Genomic DNA, 19611 nt, shown 5'->3' with positions numbered 1-19611 from the left:
TTCCAAACCCGATCACAGATCCGAAACGTTTTGGTTTGTATCCGAAACGTTTCGGATCAACACTCAAGACATCCCGATGACAGGAGATGTCTTATGCAAGATGCCATATTTCGACTTGAAAGCAGCACGGTAGACGTGGTGATAAAAACGCGCCCGTTTGCCGAAATTCTTTACTGGGGGCCACACCTTCACCACTTTTCACCGCAGGATGCTGCGACGCTCGTACGCCCCGTTGCCAACGGCAGGCTGGACGTGGACTCCCCGGTTACGCTGATGGCCGAGCTGGGGCACGGTCTGTTTGGCTCACCCGGCATTGAGGGGCACCGGCAGGGGCTGGACGGTTCCCCGGTATTCAGCACCACCGACGTACAGCAGCAGGCGCAAACCCTGACGGTAACGGCGGAAGATGAACATGCGGGCCTGCGCCTGACCAGCGAACTGGCGCTGGATGCCAGCGGCGTGCTGGTAGTGCGCCACGGCTTAACCAACCTGAAATCGCAGGCGTGGCAGGTGGAGCGCTTCGCCGTTACGCTACCGGTGGCCGAGCGCGCCCGGGAGGTGATGGCCTTCCACGGACGCTGGATCAGAGAATTTCAGCCGCACCGCGTAAAGCTCGATCACGACAGCTTTGTGATTGAAAACCGCCGGGGTAAAACCTCCCACGAACACTTCCCGGCGCTGATTGCCGGTACGCCGTCGTTCAGCGAAATGCAGGGTGACGTCTGGGGCGCGCATCTGGGCTGGAGCGGCAACCACCGCCTGCGCGCGGAAGCGAAAACCGACGGTCGCCGCTATCTGCAGGCCGAAGCGCTCTACCTGCCGGGTGAAATGGCGATTGATGAAGGCGAAACGCTCTGGACGCCGCGCCTGTATGCCAGCTACTCCCCGCGTGGCCTGAACGGTATGAGCCAGCAGTTCCACCGCTACCTGCGTGACAACATTATCCGCTTCCCGGAAAACAAACCGCGCCCGGTGCACCTCAATACCTGGGAGGGGATCTACTTCAACCACGACCCGGACTACATCATGCGCATGGCGGACGAGGCCGCCGCGCTGGGCGTGGAGCGCTTTATCATCGATGACGGCTGGTTCAAGGGCCGCAACGACGACCACGCGGCGCTGGGTGACTGGTATCTGGACGAGAAGAAATACCCGAACGGCCTGACGCCGGTGATCGACCACGTCAAACGGCTCGGCATGGAGTTTGGCATCTGGGTTGAGCCGGAGATGATCAACCCGGATTCCGATCTGTACCGCGCGCACCCTGACTGGGTACTGGCGCTGCCGGGCTACGTGCAGGTGACCGGGCGACACCAGCTGGTGCTTAACCTGAACATCCCGGAAGCCTTTGATTATCTGGTGGAGCGCATGAGCTGGCTTCTGGGCGAACATGCGGTCGACTACGTAAAGTGGGACATGAACCGCGAGCTGGTGCAGCCGGGCCATAGTGGCAAAGCTGCCGCCGATGCCCAGACCCGCCAGTTTTACCGCCTGCTGGACGTGCTGGGCGAGCGCTTCCCGCACATCGAGTTTGAATCCTGCTCCTCCGGCGGCGGGCGTATTGATTACGAGGTACTGACTCGCTGCCACCGTTTCTGGGCGTCTGATAACAACGACGCGCTGGAGCGCAACACCATCCAGCGCGGCATGAGCTACTTCTTTCCGCCGGAAGTGATGGGCGCACATATCGGTCATCATAAATGCCACGCCACCTTCCGCCAGCACAGCATCGCTTTCCGCGGGCTGACGGCGCTGTTTGGCCATATGGGACTGGAGCTGGATCCGCTCACCGTGGACGCGCAGGAGCGCGAAGGCTATCGGCATTACGCCGCACTACACAAGCAGTGGCGAGCGGTTATCCACACCGGTACCCAGTGGCGCATCGATATGCCGGACGCCACCACGCTGGCGCAGGGTATAGTGAGCGAAGACAAGACCCAAGGGCTGTTTATGGTCAGCCAGCTGGCGATGCCGGATTACACCCTGATGATGCCGCTGCGCATGCCGGGGCTGGACGTCCGAGCGCGGTACCGCATCACGCTACTCGATCACCCGAATATTCAGATTACAGGTGAGGGGGGGCACACCATGCGCAGGCTGCCGGCGTGGATGGCCGCGCCGCAAACGGTGAACGGTGAATGGCTGATGCAGGCGGGTATCGCGCTGCCGATTCTGGATCCGGAAACCGCCATTCTGATTGGCGTGGAACGCGTGTAAGGGTGACGGGCCGGGCAACCGGCCCTCCGTTGAGGATAAAAATAATGAACGCAACAACCTGTACCCACAAAGACAACCCTAACTTCTGGATCTTCGGGCTGTTCTTCTTTCTCTACTTCTTCATCATGGCCACCTGCTTTCCGTTCCTGCCGATTTGGCTGTCGGACATCATCGGCCTGAACAAAACCCATACCGGGATTGTTTTCTCCTGTATCTCGCTGTCCGCCATCGCGTTCCAGCCGGTGCTCGGGGTGATTTCAGACAAGCTGGGGCTGAAAAAACACCTGCTGTGGATCATCTCGGTGCTGCTGTTTCTGTTCGCACCGTTCTTCCTGTACGTCTTCGCGCCGCTGCTGAAAGCCAATATCTGGCTGGGCGCGCTGAGCGGCGGGCTGTATATCGGTTTTGTCTTCTCGGCCGGATCGGGGGCGATTGAGGCCTACATTGAACGCGTGAGCCGCAACAGCTTCTTTGAATACGGCAAGGCGCGCATGTTTGGCTGTCTCGGCTGGGGGCTGTGCGCCTCAACGGGCGGCATCCTGTTCGGCATTGACCCGTCGTACGTCTTCTGGATGGGATCGGCGGCGGCGCTGCTGCTGATGCTGCTGCTGGTGGTCGCGAAGCCAAAGCCCAACCAGACGGCGCAGGTAATGAATGCGCTGGGCGCCAACCAGCCGCAGATCACCGCCAGAACCGTCTTTAACCTGTTCCGCCAGCGCAGAATGTGGATGTTCATTCTGTACGTGATCGGCGTGGCCTGTGTGTATGACGTCTTCGACCAGCAGTTTGCCACCTTCTTCAAAACCTTCTTCGCCACGCCGCAGGAGGGGACCCGCGCCTTTGGTTTTGCTACCACTGCCGGAGAAATCTGTAACGCTATCATCATGTTCTGCTCGCCGTGGATCATTAACCGCATCGGCGCGAAAAATACGCTGCTGATCGCCGGGGTGATTATGGCGACGCGCATTATCGGCTCGTCGTTCGCCACCACCGCCGTGGAGGTGATTGCCCTGAAGATGCTGCACGCGCTGGAGGTGCCGTTCCTGCTGGTGGGCGCGTTCAAGTACATCACCGGGGTGTTTGATACTCGCCTGTCGGCCACTATCTACCTGATTGGCTTCCAGTTTGCCAAACAGTCGGCGGCAATTTTCCTCTCCGCCTTTGCCGGGAATATGTATGACCGGATCGGCTTCCAGGAGACGTATCTGATGCTGGGCTGCTTCGTGCTGGCGATCACGGTGGTGTCGGCGTTTACGCTGAGCAGCAGGCAGGAGATTGCCGCCGCCGCGGGGGCAGCAGCATTAACACATCAGTCCAGGTAAAAGACCTCTTTAAGCTCCGCACTCACCGGGCTGTTGTCCGGGTTCGACGGCATTACATCATGCATGTGTTTCCACCAGCGCTGGCAGACGTCGGTATTCGCGACCGCGTTCCAGCGCTCCTCTGATTCAATCTCTACGGTGGCAAACAGCAGGCTATGTTCTCTGTCGAGATAAATGGCATAGTGGTGCGCGCCGTGGTCTTTCAGTGCCGCTTCCAGCTCGGGCCAGATGGGATTGTGGCGACGCGTGTACTCCTCGTGCGCGTCCGGGTTTACCTGCATGACAAAGGCTTTACGGATCATAATGCCTCCAGATACAGCTCGCGAACCTCGTCGCGGCTGGCGGTGCGCGGGTTGCATGGCGCGCACGGGTCGGCGAGGGCTTTATCCAGCCAGCCTTCGATATCGGCTTCTGTGACGCCAAGCTGGCTGAAGCCGGACGGAATACCGACGCGGGCGCTCAGGTCGCGAATCGCCTGAATCGCTGACAGGCTGGCCGCTTCGTCGCTCATGCCGCGCGTGTCGACGCCCATCGCCTGCGCCACGCGAGCAAACCGTGCCACGGCGTTCGGGCGATTAAAGCTTTCGACGATCGGCAGCAGGATGGCGTTGCACACGCCGTGCGGCAGATTGTGCGTCGCGCCCGGCTGATGCGCCAGGGCATGCACGAGGCCGAGACCAGCGCTGTTAAACGCCATGCCCGCCAGATACTGACCAAATGCCATCTGCTCGCGCGCGTCCAGGTTATGACCGTCGTCGACCGCTCTGGGCAGCCAGAGGCTTATCAGGCGAATCGCTTCCAGCGCGTTGGCATCGGTTAGCGGGTGCGCGCCAACGGACACATAGGCTTCAATGGCGTGCGTTAACGCATCCATCCCCGTTGCGGCGGTGACGGATGCAGGAATATCCAGCATGACGCTGGCATCATCCACGGCGATATCCGGGATGATGTTCGGGTCGATGATCACTTCTTTCACCTGACGTGCGGAGTCAATAATCACCGCGTTGCTGGTCATCTCCGCCGCCGTGCCTGCGGTGGTGTTGATCGCCACCAGCGGCACGCCCGGGTTTTTCACCTTACCGACGCCGGAATAATCGGTGGACGGACCCGGATTGGCGGTGAGGATTTTAATGGCCTTGGCGGTATCAATTGGGCTGCCGCCGCCGAAGGCGATGAGATAATCACACGCGGCTTCCCGGTAGGCCGCGAATCCCTTCTGTACCAGCGCCTCCGTTGGGTTGGGGAAGACCGCGTCAAACAGCTGATATGACATCTGGTGCGCATCCAGCGCGGTAAACAGACTGTCCAGCAGACCCAGCTTCACCAGCTGGCCATCAGTGACAATCAGCGCTTTGCCCCACTCTTTGTTCGCCATCAGCTTGACCATGTCGCCAATAGCGCCCGCACCGTGCAGGCTGATTTTTGGAAGTGCCAACATAAAGCTCATGATAATTCTCCTTAACTATCGCCCGTACCGTCCGGCCAGCGAGGGTTTATGCGTATATTTCCAGCGCTGACCGTAGCGGGGTCACGCCGAAGCGCTTGCCTAGCGCAATAAGCTCTTCGCGGGTAATGGTTTGCTTCATACCGCCCATGGAATAAACCTTCACCAGCACTTCCGCTGATTTCTCGGCGGTGTCGATCAAACCGAAGGTTTCATCCAGCGTTGGACCGCTGCCAAAGACACCGTGGAACGGCCACAGCACCAGCGAATGTTTTTGCATATCTCTGGCGGTCGCCTGGCCGATCTCGTCGGTACCCGGCACCATCCACGGCAGAATGCCGACCCCGTCCGGGAAGACCACCAGACACTCGGTACTGCCTTCCCATAGCTTGCGGGTGATGAAATCAGCGCTGTTTTCCAGCACGTAGGTCAGGGCGATCAGGTTGGTGGCGTGGCAGTGCATGATCACGCGGTCTTTGCCGTTAGTCGCCTTGATGCGCTCGCAGTGGGAGAGGAAGTGCGCCGGCAGTTCGGAGGTGGGCACCGCCTCGTCGGTCAGGCCCCACAGAATGTGGTAGCCCGCGCCGTCGCTGTCCACTTTCACCACGCCGAGGTTGGCCTGCGGGTCAAGCTGAACGTTGCGGAAGAACTTGCCGGAGCCGGTGACGATAAACGGTGTATTCGCGAGCAGCGGCATCGGCTGACTCAGTGCAATATAGCGTGGTTTTTGATGGAAATCGGCCGCGAACGGTTCGATATCCGCGTCGTCCAGGCGTAGCGTCAGGTTGCCACCGTTGCGCTCGTCCCAGCCCTTCAGCCAGGCGTCGGAGGTGGCTTTGATCATGCCCTGGACGAACCAGGAGTGGGTGATAGTCTGCATAGTCTTTATTTTCCAGTTATCGCGGTGAGAGTTTCCCCTCACCCTAACCCTCTCCCCAAAGGGGCGAGGGGATGGTTTGCTCCCTCTCCCCTTTGGGGAGAGGGCAGGGGTGAGGGGTCAGCTATCCGCGCTGACTCAACACGTCTTTCTCATACGCCCGCACGTTTTCCAGCCACTGGCTGCCTGCCGGCACGTCGTTACGCTGGCAGTACATCTCCCAAACGGCCTGCCACGGCAGGGATTTTTGCTCTTCCAGCAGCGCCAGGCGCGCGGTGTAGTCGCCGTTTGCTTCCAGCTGTTTCAGCGCCGCGGTTGGCTCCAGCAGCGCGCGCAGCAGGGCTTTCTTCATATTGCGAGTGCCGATCACCCATGCCGCGATACGGTTGATGGAGGCGTCAAAGAAGTCGAGGCCGATGTGCACGCGGTCGAAGAGGTCATGACGGATGATTTCGCTGGCAATCGCCTGGGTTTCGTCATCCAGCAGCACCACGTGGTCGCTGTCCCAGCGCACCGGACGGCTGACGTGCAGCAGCAGGCGCGGCACGAAGAGCATGGCGGCGGAGATTTTGTCGGAGATCACCTCGGTCGGGTGGAAGTGACCGGCATCCAGGCACAGCGCGGTCTGGCGGCTGGTGGCGTAACCCATGTAGAACTCATTCGAGCCGACGGTATAGCTCTCCGCGCCAATGCCGAACAGCTTGCTCTCCACCGCATCGATGTGGTGTGCCGGATCCAGTTTTTCGCTGATGGCCTCATCCAGCGCGGCCAGCAGACGCTGACGCGGGGCCAGGCGGTCGACGGTGATGTCTTTCATGCCGTCCGGGATCCAGATGTTCATCACTGACGGCGTGCCAAGCTGTTCACCAAAATAAGCCGAGACGCGGCGGCTGGCCTTCACGTGGTCGATCCAGAACTGACGGATTTCATCGTTGGCATGGGAGAGGGTAAAGCCGTCCGCGCTGAGCGGGTGCGAGAAGCAGGAGGGGTTGAAGTCCAGGCCCAGCCTGTTGGCTTTTGCCCATTCCACCCAGTTTTTAAAGTGTTCCGGTTTAATCGCGTTACGCGCCACCGGCTCGTCGGACTCCAGATAGATCGCGTGCAGGTTCAGGCGTTTTGGCCCGGGGATCAGGCTCAGTGCCAGCTCCAGGTCTGCACGCAGTTCGGTGGCGTTGCGCGCTTTACCCGGGTAGTTACCCGTCGCCTGAATGCCACCCGTCAGGGAACCGCCCGGGTTCTCGAAGCCAGCGACGTCATCGCCCTGCCAGCAGTGCATGGAGACAGGCAGACGGTCGAGCTGGTGCAGCGCTGCTTCGACATCCACGCCAACGGCGGCGAAACGCTGTTTAGCCAGATCCCAGGCTTGTTCAAGTTGAGTGGTCATGCGCAAAGCTCCTTAGTCAGTCGTTTTTGCTGAAACTGCGCCCGGTAGCGGGCAATTTCATGGCAGGGATTAGGGATGAAAGTAGTCAGGCGGGTATTCGCGGTGACCACCGAACGGAATTCATCGACGTCTGAAAGTTCGTCCAGGGCCATCAGTTGAATACCGATGTTGCCGAGCGTCGAGGCCTCCACCGGACCCGCCACCACGGTGATGCCGCAGGCGTCGGCGCAGAGCTGGTTCAGCAACTGGTTCTGGCAGCCGCCGCCCACGATATACAACTGGCTGAACGGTTTGCCGCGCAGGCTCGCCAGCTCGTTCAGAACATCAGCGTAGAGCAGGGCGAGGCTGTCAAAAATACAGCGCGCCAGCTCGGCAGGACGGGACGGGACCGGCTGTCCGGTCTCGAAACAGGCGGCCTGGATTTCGGCGCTCATATGCACCGGGTTAATAAAGCGGTCGTCATTCGGGTTGATCAGGAACGTACAGGCCTGCAGCTTTTCGGTTTCGGCGATAAGCGCCGGCAGGTCGAAAATATGCTGCTCTTTCAGCATTCGCTGGAGCAGCCAGAGTCCCATGATGTTCTTCAGCACGCGGTAGCGCCCTTCGGCACCGCCTTCATTAGTGATGTTCGCCGTCATTGCGGCGTCGCTGGTGTATGGCGTTTTGCTCTCAAAGCCCATCAGCGACCAGGTGCCGGAAGAGAGGTAGGCCGCGTCTTTGCTGGCCAGCGGGGATGCAATCACCGCGCTGGCGGTATCGTGACTGGCGACGGCGACAACAGGGATGGCGTTCCCCTGCGGGCAGAGCCACTGCCCGATCGCATTACCCGGATGGGTCGGCGTGCCGAACCAGGAAGGTGAGGCACCCGTCCAGGCCAGCAGGTGTTCATCCCAGCTATCGGTGTTGATGTTGACCAGCTGCGTGGTGGTGGCGTTGGTGTATTCCCAGTTCATGTTGCCGGTCAGCCGGTAGCTTAAGTAGTCCGGGACGAGCAGTGCATGCGCCACCTTTTTGACCAGCTCCGGCTGCTGCTCAACCAGCGCGCGCAGCTGATACAGCGTGTTAAACGGCAGAAACTGAATGCCGCTGCGGCCATAGATGTTGTGTTTGCCAAGCTGGGCTATGGCCTGTGCCATCAGCCCGTCGGTGCGGCTGTCTCGATACGAGACGGGCAGGCCGATGCGTTCGCCGTGGCTGTCGAGCAGAACGTAATCCACGCCCCAGGTATCAATGCCGATGCTGTCGATGCGTATGCCATCATTGCAGACGTTGTTCAGCCCGGTGCGGATCTCCGCTTCCAGGGCATCAATATCCCAGGTATCAAAACCGTCCTGTTTTTGCAGGCTGTTGGCGAAACGGTGCATTTCGCGAAGCGTGAGTGTGCGCTTGCCGCAGTCCCAGGTGGCGAGCATTACGCGGCCGCTGGATGCGCCTAAATCGACAGCTACACAATGGCGAAAAGTCATGATCAGGTCCCTTCTTAAGTCATTGGTGCTGAGTGTAAAAAAGGGAAGAAAAGGCCACCTTCTCGTCACTGACAGCACGAATCTCGCGCTGGCAAGGAAGCAAAGATGAACGTGAGGGAGTTCACAATTTCCAGTGAGGGCGGGGTTTTAGGGCAATGTGACGCTGACCGCATTTCCCGATTTTTTCGTCTGTTTCTTGAAAAACGGACAGTCTTTGCGACGTTTGCTGTCAAAAATTTAAGGTGAGTGTGGAAGGCCTTAATTACTATTTTGAGAACTTTTCTCATTGGTGGGGGCCGCTATGACCGTACTGCACAGCGTCGATTTTTTCCCGTCGGGAACATCTCCGATCGCGATTGAGCCACGGCTCCCGCAGGCCGCGTTTCCTGAACATCATCATGATTTTCATGAAATTGTGATTGTCGAGCATGGGACAGGCATTCATGTCTTCAACGGCCAGCCATACACCATCAGCGGCGGTATGGTGTGCTTCGTGCGCGATCGCGACAGGCATTTGTATGAACATACCGACAACCTGTGTCTGACCAACGTGCTCTATCGTTCGCCGGACGCGTTCCAGTTTCTGTCGGGATTGAACAAGCTACTGCCCCAGGAGCAGGATGGACACTACCCGTCTCACTGGCGGGTGAATCAGTCCACGTTGCAGCAGGTGCGCCAGCTGGTGAATCAAATGGAGCAGAGCGAGGACGGGCAGGAGACCCATGCCATTGCCACCCGCGAGCTGCTGTTTATGCAGCTGCTGGTGCTGTTGCGTCGCAGCAGCCTGGTGGAAGGGCTGGCAAATAACGACGCGCGGCTGAACCAACTGATGGCCTGGCTGGAGGACCATTTCGCCGAGGACGTGTGCTGGGAAACGCTGGCGGATGATTTTTCGCTGTCGTTACGCACGCTGCATCGTCAGCTCAAGCAGCACACCGGGCTCACGCCGCAGCGCTACCTCAACCGCCTGCGCCTGATTAAAGCGCGTCACCTTTTACGTCACACCGACGAAAGCGTCACGGATATCGCGTATCGCTGCGGTTTCGGCGACAGTAATCACTTTTCGACCCTTTTTCGTCGCGAGTTTAGCTGGTCGCCGCGCGATATCCGTCAGGGGAAGGATGCTTCAATCCAGTAACGCGAAGGCAATCACCGTTTTATTGCCGCAAAATGGCTAATAATGTCCGGTTATTCACCGTAGAGGTTGTGGTGTGGCCGCTCAGTTAATTCTTCGCAAAGATGATTTTTTTGCCTCCGCGAGTCAGGCCGTCGCGGTGGCCGACCGCTACCCGCAAAATGTCTTTGCCGAGCATACCCACGAGTTTTGCGAGCTGGTGCTCGTTTGGCGCGGCAACGGCTTACACATCCTCAACGACCGGCCCTACCGCATCACGCGTGGCGATCTGTTTTACATCCGCGGCGAAGACAAACACGCTTACGCCTCGGTTAACGATCTGGTTTTGCAGAACGTTATCTACTGCCCGGACAGGCTCAAACTGAATGTTGACTGGGCGGCTCATATCCCCGGTTTTCTCAATGCCAGAGGCGAACCCCACTGGCGCTTAAGCAGCAACGGCATGGCTCAGGTGCGCCAGACGATCTCCCAGCTGGAGCAGGAGAGCCAAAAGCACGATTCGGTGGCAAACCCGATGGCGGAGCTGCTTTTCGCCCAGTTGGTCATGACCCTTAAACGCCATCGTTATGCCACCGACAACCCCTCCGCGACCGCCCAGGAAGCGCTGCTGGACAAGCTGATCGCCCGGCTTGCGGGTAGCCTGAACAAAAGTTTCATGCTGGAAAAGTTCTGCGAGCAGGAGCAGTGCAGCGAGCGCGCACTGCGCCAGCAGTTCCGCACCCAGACGGGGATGACGGTGAACCACTACCTGCGCCAGCTGCGCATCTGCCACGCCCAGTATTTGTTGCAGCATACGGAGCTGATGGTCAGTGAAGTGGCGATGCGCTGCGGATTTGAGGACAGTAATTACTTTTCGGTGGTGTTTAATCGCGAGGTGGGGATGACGCCGGTTCAGTGGCGTCATCGTAGTCGAAAGGCAGCGTAATCAGTTCGCCATGCCGAGGCCGACAATGTTAGCGGCAATGATGATCACCACGCAGCCCAGGCTCAGAACGCCCACCGGACGACGCCCGGCGTTATTCCACTCCTTCAGCACCAGCCCAACCAGCCCGCCGCACAGCACGTAGAAGCTCATGTGCAGCATCCAGCTTATGTAGTCGTACTGCGGCGGAATGCTGGCGTGACCCCAGGCGTAGAAAAAGAACTGCAGATACCACATGATGCCGCCCAGCATCGAAAGCAGCACGTTGGTGATAATTAAGGATTTTGCCAGCGAGAAGTCTGCTTTTACCGACAGATCCTTCACTTTTGCCAGACGAATGAAGCAGAAGCCGAGGTTTACCAGCGCGCCGCCGCCCATGATGACCACGTAGCTTGGCAGCGCCACGTACAGCGGGTCGACGCCCAGCGCGGCGGCCGCTTCGTGCATGGGTTTTGCGGCGTTCATGGCGAACGACATGCCCGCCGAGAAGATGCCGCACATCACTGCCAGCAGCAGCCCTTTCTTCAGGTTAAAGTCTTCGGCTTTGATGCCCATCTTGCGCTCTTTCAGCTGACCCGCTCGGGTGACGATACCCACGCCGATTACCGCGACAAGCACGCCCAGCAGCGTCATCTGCCCGCCTTTGGTGTTGATCAACACGTCGACATTACCGTTAAGAATGGGCGTCATCAGCGTGCCGACGATCAGCGTAATGCCAATCGCGATGCCGATACCCATCGACATCCCGAGGTAGCGCATGGTCAGTCCGTAGTTAATGTTGCCGATGCCCCACATCGCGCCGAACAGAAACACCGGCAGCAGGGTGGAAGCACTGAAGGAGGTGAAGTAGCCCCAGAAATCCGGGAGCAGCATGGCGCTAATGGTCCATGGCAAAATCAGCCAGGACACGGTACCGCCAACCGACCACATGGTTTCCCACGACCACCCTTTCACCTTTTTGAACGGGGCATAGAAACAGGCTGCACTGGCTGCGCCTATCAAATGCCAGAAGATACCCATCGTAATCGCATGATTCATTTTACGTCCTCATCGTTTTTATAGCCGGTGGCCTCCCCCCGACTTGATGAGTGTAAAAATTAGGCGGTTCAGGAACCTTCAGAAGGTTGCCGCACTTTGGTTTTGGATGGCAATCAGCGCGTTAACCTGGTGAGCAGACTCACAATTTTGCGTTTAGGCAAAACCTGAATAACCATATAAAAACTACGGCATTGATAATCATTTTCAATATCATTTAATTAACTATAATGAACCAACTGCTTACGCGGCATTAACAGCTGTGCCGCCCGACAATAATGGAGAGGATTATGAGTTATACACTGCCATCCCTGCCGTATGCCTACGACGCACTGGAACCGCATTTCGACAAGCAGACGATGGAAATCCATCACACTAAACACCACCAGACCTATGTGAACAACGCGAACGCCGCGCTGGAAAGCCTGCCAGAGTTCGCTAACCTGCCTGTTGAAGAGCTGATTACCAAACTGGACCAGCTGCCAGCAGACAAGAAAACCGTGCTGCGTAACAACGCTGGCGGTCACGCTAACCACAGCCTGTTCTGGAAAGGCCTGAAAACCGGCACCACCCTGCAGGGCGACCTGAAAGCGGCTATCGAGCGCGACTTCGGTTCCGTTGACAACTTCAAAGCGGAATTCGAAAAAGCCGCTGCGACCCGTTTCGGCTCTGGCTGGGCGTGGCTGGTTCTGAAAGGCGACAAGCTGGCGGTAGTGTCTACTGCTAACCAGGACTCCCCGCTGATGGGTGAAGCGATCTCTGGCGCATCCGGCTTCCCAATCCTGGGTCTGGACGTATGGGAACACGCTTACTACCTGAAGTTCCAGAACCGTCGCCCTGACTACATCAAAGCGTTCTGGGATGTGGTGAACTGGGACGAAGCAGCAGCGCGTTTCGCCGCTAAAAAATAAGGTTGCATTGACGCCTGTGAGAAGCGAGTCTTATGACTCGCTTTTTTTGTATCTGCGTAATGGAGGCAGCAATGCATTACCCGGTGAACGTATTTACAGGCAAGGTCAGGGAGTACGACGGCAGCCGCCCGAGCGCCATCGCCAAAGTGCAGGTCGACGGTGAACTGACGTTAACCGATCTCGGGCTGGCGGGTGACGAGCAGGCCGAAAAGAAAATCCACGGCGGGCCGGAGCGCGCGCTGTGTCACTATCCGCGCGAGCACTACCAGCACTGGAAAGCGGAATTCCCCGAGCAGGCGGACCTCTTCGTTGCGCCCGCGTTTGGCGAAAATCTCTCTACCGAAGGGCTCACCGAAAAGAACGTCTTTATCGGCGATATCTACCGCTGGGGTGATGCCCTGATTCAGGTGACGCAGCCACGCTCGCCGTGCTTCAAGCTCAACTACCATTTCGGGATTCAGGATATGTCGGCCCTGCTGCAAAAAGCGGGTAAAACCGGCTGGCTGTACCGCGTGGTGCTGGCTGGGCAGGTTTCAGCGGACGCGCCGCTTGAGCTGGCGTCGCGCCTGAGCGATGTGTCTGTTTATGACGCCTGCGCCATTGCCTGGCATATGCCGTTTGACGACGAGCAGTATCACCACCTGCTGTCGGCAGCGGGGTTATCGACCAGCTGGACCAGAACGATGCAGAAGCGGCGCTTAAGCGGCAAGATCGAGGATAATTCGCGGAGATTGTGGGGAAAGTAGGCCGGGTAAGGCGAAGCCGCCACCCGGCACTAACAGCTACGAACGCTTATACAACGGTAGCCACAGCGTTAACCGTAGCCCACCCAGGGGGCTGTCGTCGGCTTTCACCCAGCCACGGTGCTGCTGCATGGCGGTTTCAACAATCGCCAGACCCAGCCCCGTGCCGCCAGACTCGCGGTCACGCGCTTCGTCGGTGCGGTAGAACGGACGGAAAATCTGCTCGCGATCTTCCGGGCTGACGCCAGGGCCGTCGTCATCGACAATGACGGTAATCCCGTCTTTATCCACCGAAAACGCCACTTCAATCTTCGTATGCGAGTAGCGCAGGGCGTTACGCACGATATTCTCCAGCGCGCTTTCCAGCGTATTGGGGTTACCGTACAGCGGCCACGGGCCCGGCGGGAAGTTGACGGTGAACGATTTACCCATCTGTTCAGCTTCGAACGCCGCGTTGTCCAGCACCTCATGCCACAGGTGATTGGCTTTCACCGTTTCGCTCACCAGCGCGTTTTTCTGCTGGTTGCGCGACATCACCAGCAGATCGTTGATCATGCTGTCCAGACGATGGGCTTCCGTCTCAATACGCTCCAGCTCTTTGCTTTCCCCGCTGCGGCGGCGCAGCAGCGCGGTGCCAAGCTGCAAGCGCGTGAGCGGGGTGCGCAGCTCGTGCGAGATATCCGACAGCAGCCGCTGCTGGGCGGTCATCATGCGATCCAGCGCGCTCACCATCTGGTTGAAACTGGTTCCTGCGGCCAGGAACTCCTGCGGCCCGGATTCCAGCTCAGGATGCTGCCGCAGGTTACCCTGCGCCACTTCATCGGCGGCGTTTTTCAGCTTACGCGCCGGTTTTGCCAGGCTCCACGCCAGCCATAGCAGCAGCGGGGAACTGACCAGCATCGTGACAATCAGCAGCAGAAGCGGACGGTCAAACAGCAGGTTGATGAAGTCGGACTGGGAACTGCTCGCGGGGCGAATCAGATAGAGCTGGTAGTTGTCTTCCCCATCCCGTACCGAGAAAGGACCGACCATCTCTACCCGACCATATTTCTTCTTCTGTGGGTGATCGGCGTTATCCGCCTGGCCAATAAAGTTGCGGATGATCTGCATTTCATTGCGATCGGCTCCAATCACGCGGCCTTCGCTGGTGACCAGCAAAAGACGTTGTCCGGGAGGCGCCCACTTATCGATAGCGCGAAAAAGCCTGCGCCACCACATCAAATCGTTCGGCGGATCGTTTGCCAGCTCCGCTTCCACGTGCTGTTCGATCATCACGCCCTGACGTTGCTCGCTGTCGAGAAGCTCCGTCATCTGGCGTGAGTCGAGTTTTGGCAACATCAAAACGAGCATTAAAACCAGTGCCAGCGTCAGCCAGAAGATGGCGAAGATGCGGGCGGTTAAGCTGCCTATCATGAAGCGGAAACCATCAGATAACCGCGACCACGTAGGGTTTTAAACCATGGGTGACCGTCTTTACGCTCCGGCAGCTTGCGGCGCAGGTTAGAGATGTGCATGTCGATGGCGCGGTCAAACGGGGTAAGGCGTTTGCCCAGCACTTCCTGACTTAAATGTTCACGCGATACCACCTGGCCGAGATGCTGTGCCAGCAGATACAGCAGGGTGAACTCGGTGCCGGTCAGCTCCAGCGTCTGGCCGTCGAAGCTCGCTTCCTGGCGGCCCGGGTTCAGGCTCAGGGAGTCCACTTCCAGCGTTGGCGAGCTGTTGTCGGTATTTTGCTGCTGCTCGCTCCAGTGGGAACGGCGCAGGATAGCGCGAATACGGGCCACCAGTTCACGGTCGTTGAACGGCTTCGGTAAATAGTCATCCGCACCCAGCTCAAGGCCGAGAACGCGGTCAAGTTCGCTGCCGCGCGCGGTCAGCATGATTACAGGCGTCTGGTGTGTCTGGCGAAGCTCTTTCAGAGTATCAATACCGTTTTTCTTCGGCATCATTACGTCGAGCAAAAGTAGATCGATGCTGTCGTCAAGGAGACTCAGCGCCTGCTCGCCATCATGGGCAACCAGGACGTTGAAACCTTCCATGTCGAGCAACTCCTTTAAAAGGGATGTGAGCTCTCGGTCATCATCAACTAACAGGATTTTATTCATTGTTTAAATACCTCCGAGGCAGAAATTACGACATCAAGGCTATCTAATCCATGACTTTACGTTGTTTTACACCCCCTGACGCATGTTTGCAGCCTGAATCGTAGACTGTCTCTCGTTGAATCGCGACACGAAAGATTTTGGGAGCAAGTGATGCGCAAAGTTACCGCTGCCGTCATGGCCTCAACGCTGGCGTTCAGTGCGTTTAGCCAGGCTGCTGTAGCTATCATCGGCGATAACGGTCCCTCGCAAGAGGGCGCAACGCACAGCAGCCAAAGCCATATGTTTGACGGCATAAGTTTAACCGAACATCAGCGTCAACAGATGCGAGATCTGATGCAGAGGGCACGACACGATCAGCCCCCTGTTAATGTTAGCGAAATGGAGACAATGCATCGCCTTGTCACCGCAGAAAATTTTGACGAAAGCGCTGTCCGCGCTCAGGCCGAAAAAATGGCACAGGAACAGGTTGCCCGCCAGGTAGAGATGGCGAAGGTCCGCAACCAGATGTTCCACCTGCTAACGCCCGAGCAGCAAGCGGTTTTGAATACCAAACATCAGCAGCGAATGGACCAGCTGCGTGAGGTTGCACGGATGCAGCGAAGCTCAGAAACAACGTTTTTCAGTAGCAATAGCAGTACCCGTAGTAACCAGTAAACCCTGTTTTCCTTGCCATAGACACCATCCCTGTCTTCCCCCACATGATGTGGGGGTTTTTTTTGCCCCGCATTCTGATTTGTTAACCGTTTATTCATCCTTTGCCTCCCCATGCTTCCGTTATACTAGCGGCATGACATGACAGGAGCGTTTATGAATCAATCCTATGGAAGGCTGGTAAGCCGGGCCGCCATTGCGGCCACCGTCATGGCCTCTGGCCTGCTGCTGATTAAAATCTTTGCCTGGTGGTACACCGGCTCGGTCAGTATTCTGGCGGCGCTGGTGGATTCACTGGTGGATATTGCTGCCTCGCTGACCAACCTGCTGGTGGTGCGATACTCGCTGCAGCCGGCGGATGAAGAGCACACGTTTGGACACGGCAAAGCGGAGTCGCTGGCCGCGCTGGCGCAAAGTATGTTCATTTCTGGCTCGGCACTGTTCCTGTTTTTGACCGGTATTCAACATCTGGTTTCGCCTTCACCGATGAATAATCCCGGTGTCGGCGTGGTCGTCACGGTAATTGCACTTATAAGCACACTTGTTCTGGTAACGTTCCAGCGCTGGGTCGTTCGCAAAACGCAAAGTCAGGCTGTACGGGCGGATATGCTTCATTATCAATCTGATGTTATGATGAATGGGGCTATTCTTATTGCGCTCGGTCTGGCCTGGTATGGCTGGCATCGGGCCGATGCGTTGTTTGCGTTAGGGATTGGTATCTATATTTTATATAGCGCCCTGCGGATGGGGTATGACGCGGTGCAATCACTGCTCGATCGCGCTCTTCCGGACTCGGAACGTAATGAAATTTTTTCCATCGTGACCTCCTGGCCCGGCGTCAGCGGCGCACACGATCTTCGAACGCGGCAGTCAGGGCCGACCCGCTTTATTCAGATTCATATTGAAATGGAAGACAACCTGCCGCTGGTTCAGGCTCACGTGATTGCTGAACAGGTCGAGCAGGCGATTTTGCAGCGTTTTCCTGGTTCAGACGTCATCATTCACCAGGATCCCTGCTCGGTTGTACCCGGACATGTTGGGCTTTCGTAATTCGTTGTAAAAAAGTGAGCCAGGCCAGCATTTTGTGTATAAATTACCGCCATTTGGTCTGACCTGAATCAATTCAGCCAGAAGGGATTGATATACTATTTGCAGTATTCGTTGGTCGATAAGTTTCTTCCGGCAACAGATTTCAATTTTGCATTCCTAAGTTCAGAGGTAGTCATGATTAAGAAAATCGGTGTGTTGACAAGCGGCGGTGATGCGCCGGGCATGAACGCGGCAATTCGTGGGGTTGTCCGTGCAGCGCTGACGGAAGGTCTGGAAGTTTTTGGTATCTATGATGGTTACCTGGGTCTGTATGAAGACCGTATGGTTCAGCTCGACCGCTACAGCGTGTCTGACATGATCAACCGTGGCGGTACCTTCCTTGGGTCTGCGCGCTTCCCGGAATTCCGTGACGAACACATCCGTGAAGTGGCTATCGAGAACATGAAAAAGCGTGGCCTGGACGCGCTGGTGGTCATCGGCGGTGACGGCTCGTACATGGGTGCAAAACGTCTGACCGAAATGGGCTTCCCGTGCATCGGCCTGCCGGGCACCATCGACAACGACATCAAAGGCACTGACTACACCATCGGTTACTTCACCGCGCTGGGCACCGTTGTGGAAGCCATTGACCGTCTGCGTGACACCTCCTCTTCTCACCAGCGTATCTCTATCGTTGAAGTGATGGGCCGTTACTGCGGCGACCTGACCCTGGCGGCGGCTATCGCCGGTGGCTGTGAGTTCGTCGTGGTTCCTGAAGTGGAGTTCAGCCGCGAAGATCTGGTCGCTGAAATCAAAGCGGGCATCGCGAAGGGTAAGAAACACGCGATTGTGGCTATCACCGAGCACATCTGTGACGTTGACGAGCTGGCGAAGTACATCGAAACCGAAACCAAACGCGAAACCCGCGCAACCGTTCTGGGTCACATCCAGCGCGGCGGTTCCCCGGGCCCGTACGACCGTATCCTGGCATCCCGTATGGGTGCGTACGCTATCGAGCTGCTGCTGCAAGGCCACGGCGGCCGCTGCGTCGGTATTCAGAACGAACAGCTGGTTCACCATGACATCATCGACGCGATTGAAAACATGAAGCGTCCGTTCAAAGGTGACTGGCTGGACTGCGCCAAAAAACTGTACTGATCCTTCAAGCCCTCTTCTTTCAGAAGAGGGCTTTTATTCCTCTTCGTTATAGCCAATCTTTTTTTATTCTTTAATCCTCGATTCGCTTTCTGGCACGCTGCATTCATCAAAACACTACACAAGAGAGCTGGGCGATGAATAAATGGGGCGTGGGTTTAACGTTATTGCTGGCATCGACCAGCGTTCTGGCAAAGGACATCCAGTTACTGAATGTGTCGTATGACCCGACGCGTGAGCTGTACGATCAATACAACAAAGCATTTGCGGCGCACTACAAACAGGAAACCGGCGATAACGTGGTAATTCGTCAGTCTCACGGTGGCTCCGGTAAGCAGGCGACGTCTGTGATTAACGGTATTGAAGCCGACGTGGTGACCCTGGCGCTGGCCTATGATGTCGACGCTATCGCCGAGCGTGGTCGTATCGACAAAAACTGGATCAAACGTTTGCCGGATAACTCCGCGCCATATACCTCGACCATCGTCTTCCTGGTGCGTAAAGGAAACCCGAAGCAGATTAAGGACTGGAACGACCTGATCAAACCGGGCGTTTCTGTGATTACCCCGAACCCGAAAAGCTCCGGCGGTGCACGCTGGAACTACCTCGCGGCCTGGGGCTACGCGCTGCACCACAACAACGGTGACCAGGCTAAAGCGCAGGAATTCGTCAAATCCCTGTACAAAAACGTCGAAGTGCTGGACTCCGGCGCACGCGGTGCCACTAACACCTTCGTCGAACGCGGCATTGGCGACGTGCTGATTGCGTGGGAAAACGAAGCCCTGCTGGCGACCCACGAGCTGGGTAAAGACAAGTTTGAGATCGTGACCCCGAGCGAATCCATCCTCGCTGAGCCGACCGTTTCCGTGGTCGATAAGGTCGTTGATAAGAAAGGCACCAAAGCGGTGGCGGAAGCCTACCTGAAGTATCTTTACTCGCCGGAAGGCCAGGAAATCGCGGCGAAGAACTTCTATCGTCCACGCGATGCGGCTGTCGCGAAGAAATACGATAGCGAATTCCCGAAACTGAAGCTCTTCACCATTGATGATGTGTTCGGCGGCTGGACGAAAGCGCAGAAAGAGCATTTCTCTAATGGCGGCACCTTCGACCAGATTAGCCAGCGCTAAACCACAACAAACGACACGGCGACCCGGTGTGAGAAATCCACCGGGTTTTTTATTTGGTCATCATTTTGCGTTACTCTTTTGCCTC

At 57.4% G+C, this 19611-nt stretch carries 18 protein-coding genes; 10 read left to right on the top strand and 8 right to left on the bottom strand.

From position 1 onward, the window contains the following. The first annotated feature begins 93 nt into the window (after positions 1-93). Both HBM95_22525 and HBM95_22520 read left to right on the top strand, forming a co-directional pair. A complete protein-coding gene (locus HBM95_22525) occupies positions 94-2217 on the top strand; it encodes an alpha-galactosidase (GenBank protein NIH45672.1) in 2124 nt (707 codons plus the stop codon). A gap of 44 nt (positions 2218-2261) precedes the next feature. Beyond that, complete coding sequence (locus tag HBM95_22520) at positions 2262-3539, top strand: MFS transporter (protein ID NIH45671.1); 1278 nt, start codon at positions 2262-2264, stop codon at positions 3537-3539. Here the strand turns inward: HBM95_22520 and rhaM are convergent. From rhaM to rhaB, 5 genes are all read right to left on the bottom strand, one after another. Beyond that, complete coding sequence (rhaM, locus tag HBM95_22515) at positions 3527-3841, bottom strand: L-rhamnose mutarotase (GenBank protein ID NIH45670.1); 315 nt, start codon at positions 3839-3841, stop codon at positions 3527-3529. The genes HBM95_22520 and rhaM overlap by 13 nt on opposite strands. Next, positions 3838-4986 carry a lactaldehyde reductase gene (fucO, locus tag HBM95_22510; GenBank protein NIH45669.1) on the bottom strand — a complete coding sequence of 383 codons (1149 nt, stop codon included), beginning with the start codon at positions 4984-4986 and terminating at the stop codon, positions 3838-3840. Before fucO ends, rhaM begins: the two co-directional genes overlap by 4 nt. A 46-nt stretch (positions 4987-5032) precedes the next feature. After that, the gene (gene rhaD, locus HBM95_22505; GenBank protein ID NIH45668.1) at positions 5033-5863 is read right to left on the bottom strand and encodes a rhamnulose-1-phosphate aldolase; all 831 of its coding nucleotides are present in this window, start codon (positions 5861-5863) and stop codon (positions 5033-5035) included. Positions 5864-5984: 121 nt separating this feature from the next. Then, the gene (rhaA, locus tag HBM95_22500) at positions 5985-7244 is read right to left on the bottom strand and encodes an L-rhamnose isomerase (GenBank protein ID NIH45667.1); all 1260 of its coding nucleotides are present in this window, start codon (positions 7242-7244) and stop codon (positions 5985-5987) included. Continuing rightward, entirely contained in the window at positions 7241-8710 is a 1470-nt protein-coding gene (gene rhaB / locus HBM95_22495) for a rhamnulokinase (protein NIH45666.1), read from the bottom strand. The genes rhaA and rhaB overlap by 4 nt, the downstream gene beginning before the upstream one ends. A 301-nt stretch (positions 8711-9011) precedes the next feature. On the opposite strand from rhaB, the gene rhaS reads away from it, so the two are divergent. Beyond that, on the top strand, positions 9012-9848 hold the full coding sequence (rhaS, locus tag HBM95_22490; protein ID NIH45665.1) for an HTH-type transcriptional activator RhaS: 837 nt from the start codon (positions 9012-9014) through the stop codon (positions 9846-9848). A gap of 73 nt (positions 9849-9921) precedes the next feature. Next, positions 9922-10770 (top strand): HTH-type transcriptional activator RhaR, encoded by an 849-nt coding sequence (gene rhaR, locus HBM95_22485; GenBank protein NIH45664.1) that lies wholly within the window; start codon positions 9922-9924, stop codon positions 10768-10770. On the opposite strand, the gene rhaT is transcribed toward rhaR, so the two are convergent. Further along, positions 10771-11805: an L-rhamnose/proton symporter RhaT gene (rhaT, locus tag HBM95_22480; GenBank protein NIH45663.1), complete on the bottom strand. Its 1035-nt coding sequence runs from the start codon at positions 11803-11805 to the stop codon at positions 10771-10773. Positions 11806-12092: 287 nt separating this feature from the next. On the opposite strand from rhaT, the gene sodA reads away from it, so the two are divergent. Further along, entirely contained in the window at positions 12093-12713 is a 621-nt protein-coding gene (sodA, locus tag HBM95_22475) for a superoxide dismutase [Mn] (GenBank protein NIH45662.1), read from the top strand. Between the two features lie 71 nt (positions 12714-12784). After that, on the top strand, positions 12785-13459 hold the full coding sequence (gene yiiM / locus HBM95_22470; protein NIH45661.1) for a 6-N-hydroxylaminopurine resistance protein: 675 nt from the start codon (positions 12785-12787) through the stop codon (positions 13457-13459). 36 nt (positions 13460-13495) lie between these two features. On the opposite strand, the gene cpxA is transcribed toward yiiM, so the two are convergent. Together cpxA and cpxR are read right to left on the bottom strand one after the other, a co-directional pair. Beyond that, positions 13496-14869 (bottom strand): envelope stress sensor histidine kinase CpxA, encoded by a 1374-nt coding sequence (gene cpxA / locus HBM95_22465; GenBank protein NIH45660.1) that lies wholly within the window; start codon positions 14867-14869, stop codon positions 13496-13498. Continuing rightward, a complete protein-coding gene (gene cpxR / locus HBM95_22460) occupies positions 14866-15564 on the bottom strand; it encodes an envelope stress response regulator transcription factor CpxR (GenBank protein ID NIH45659.1) in 699 nt (232 codons plus the stop codon). The genes cpxA and cpxR overlap by 4 nt, the downstream gene beginning before the upstream one ends. Before the next feature lie 150 nt (positions 15565-15714). Here cpxR and cpxP point away from each other — a divergent pair, with 150 nt between their 5' ends. The 4 genes from cpxP to HBM95_22440 all read left to right on the top strand — a co-directional run bounded on the left by cpxP (position 15715) and on the right by HBM95_22440 (position 19526). Beyond that, positions 15715-16218, top strand: coding sequence for a cell-envelope stress modulator CpxP (cpxP, locus tag HBM95_22455; protein NIH45658.1), 504 nt, complete (start codon positions 15715-15717; stop codon positions 16216-16218). A 153-nt stretch (positions 16219-16371) separates the two neighbouring features. Continuing rightward, the gene (gene fieF / locus HBM95_22450; GenBank protein NIH45657.1) at positions 16372-17265 is read left to right on the top strand and encodes a CDF family cation-efflux transporter FieF; all 894 of its coding nucleotides are present in this window, start codon (positions 16372-16374) and stop codon (positions 17263-17265) included. Positions 17266-17439: 174 nt separating this feature from the next. After that, complete coding sequence (pfkA, locus tag HBM95_22445) at positions 17440-18402, top strand: 6-phosphofructokinase (GenBank protein ID NIH45656.1); 963 nt, start codon at positions 17440-17442, stop codon at positions 18400-18402. Positions 18403-18536: 134 nt separating this feature from the next. Further along, the gene (locus tag HBM95_22440) at positions 18537-19526 is read left to right on the top strand and encodes a sulfate ABC transporter substrate-binding protein (protein NIH45655.1); all 990 of its coding nucleotides are present in this window, start codon (positions 18537-18539) and stop codon (positions 19524-19526) included. Positions 19527-19611: the final 85 nt, after the last annotated feature.

The organism is Enterobacter asburiae, assembly GCA_011754535.1.
Classification (GTDB): Bacteria; Pseudomonadota; Gammaproteobacteria; order Enterobacterales; family Enterobacteriaceae; genus Enterobacter; species Enterobacter cloacae_N.
This window is presented reverse-complemented; position numbering and strand designations above follow the sequence as displayed.

What these genes read in the sequence shown, in the direction of transcription:
- HBM95_22525 (NIH45672.1), top strand. Translation starts at nt 94, where the DNA reads ATGCAAGATGCCATATTTCGACTTGAAAGCAGCACGGTAGACGTGGTG.
- HBM95_22520 (NIH45671.1), top strand. Translation starts at nt 2,262, where the DNA reads ATGAACGCAACAACCTGTACCCACAAAGACAACCCTAACTTCTGGATC.
- rhaM (NIH45670.1), bottom strand. Translation starts at nt 3,841, where the DNA reads ATGATCCGTAAAGCCTTTGTCATGCAGGTAAACCCGGACGCGCACGAG.
- fucO (NIH45669.1), bottom strand. Translation starts at nt 4,986, where the DNA reads ATGAGCTTTATGTTGGCACTTCCAAAAATCAGCCTGCACGGTGCGGGC.
- rhaD (NIH45668.1), bottom strand. Translation starts at nt 5,863, where the DNA reads ATGCAGACTATCACCCACTCCTGGTTCGTCCAGGGCATGATCAAAGCC.
- rhaA (NIH45667.1), bottom strand. Translation starts at nt 7,244, where the DNA reads ATGACCACTCAACTTGAACAAGCCTGGGATCTGGCTAAACAGCGTTTC.
- rhaB (NIH45666.1), bottom strand. Translation starts at nt 8,710, where the DNA reads ATGACTTTTCGCCATTGTGTAGCTGTCGATTTAGGCGCATCCAGCGGC.
- rhaS (NIH45665.1), top strand. Translation starts at nt 9,012, where the DNA reads ATGACCGTACTGCACAGCGTCGATTTTTTCCCGTCGGGAACATCTCCG.
- rhaT (NIH45663.1), bottom strand. Translation starts at nt 11,805, where the DNA reads ATGAATCATGCGATTACGATGGGTATCTTCTGGCATTTGATAGGCGCA.
- sodA (NIH45662.1), top strand. Translation starts at nt 12,093, where the DNA reads ATGAGTTATACACTGCCATCCCTGCCGTATGCCTACGACGCACTGGAA.
- yiiM (NIH45661.1), top strand. Translation starts at nt 12,785, where the DNA reads ATGCATTACCCGGTGAACGTATTTACAGGCAAGGTCAGGGAGTACGAC.
- cpxA (NIH45660.1), bottom strand. Translation starts at nt 14,869, where the DNA reads ATGATAGGCAGCTTAACCGCCCGCATCTTCGCCATCTTCTGGCTGACG.
- cpxR (NIH45659.1), bottom strand. Translation starts at nt 15,564, where the DNA reads ATGAATAAAATCCTGTTAGTTGATGATGACCGAGAGCTCACATCCCTT.
- cpxP (NIH45658.1), top strand. Translation starts at nt 15,715, where the DNA reads ATGCGCAAAGTTACCGCTGCCGTCATGGCCTCAACGCTGGCGTTCAGT.
- fieF (NIH45657.1), top strand. Translation starts at nt 16,372, where the DNA reads ATGAATCAATCCTATGGAAGGCTGGTAAGCCGGGCCGCCATTGCGGCC.
- pfkA (NIH45656.1), top strand. Translation starts at nt 17,440, where the DNA reads ATGATTAAGAAAATCGGTGTGTTGACAAGCGGCGGTGATGCGCCGGGC.
- HBM95_22440 (NIH45655.1), top strand. Translation starts at nt 18,537, where the DNA reads ATGAATAAATGGGGCGTGGGTTTAACGTTATTGCTGGCATCGACCAGC.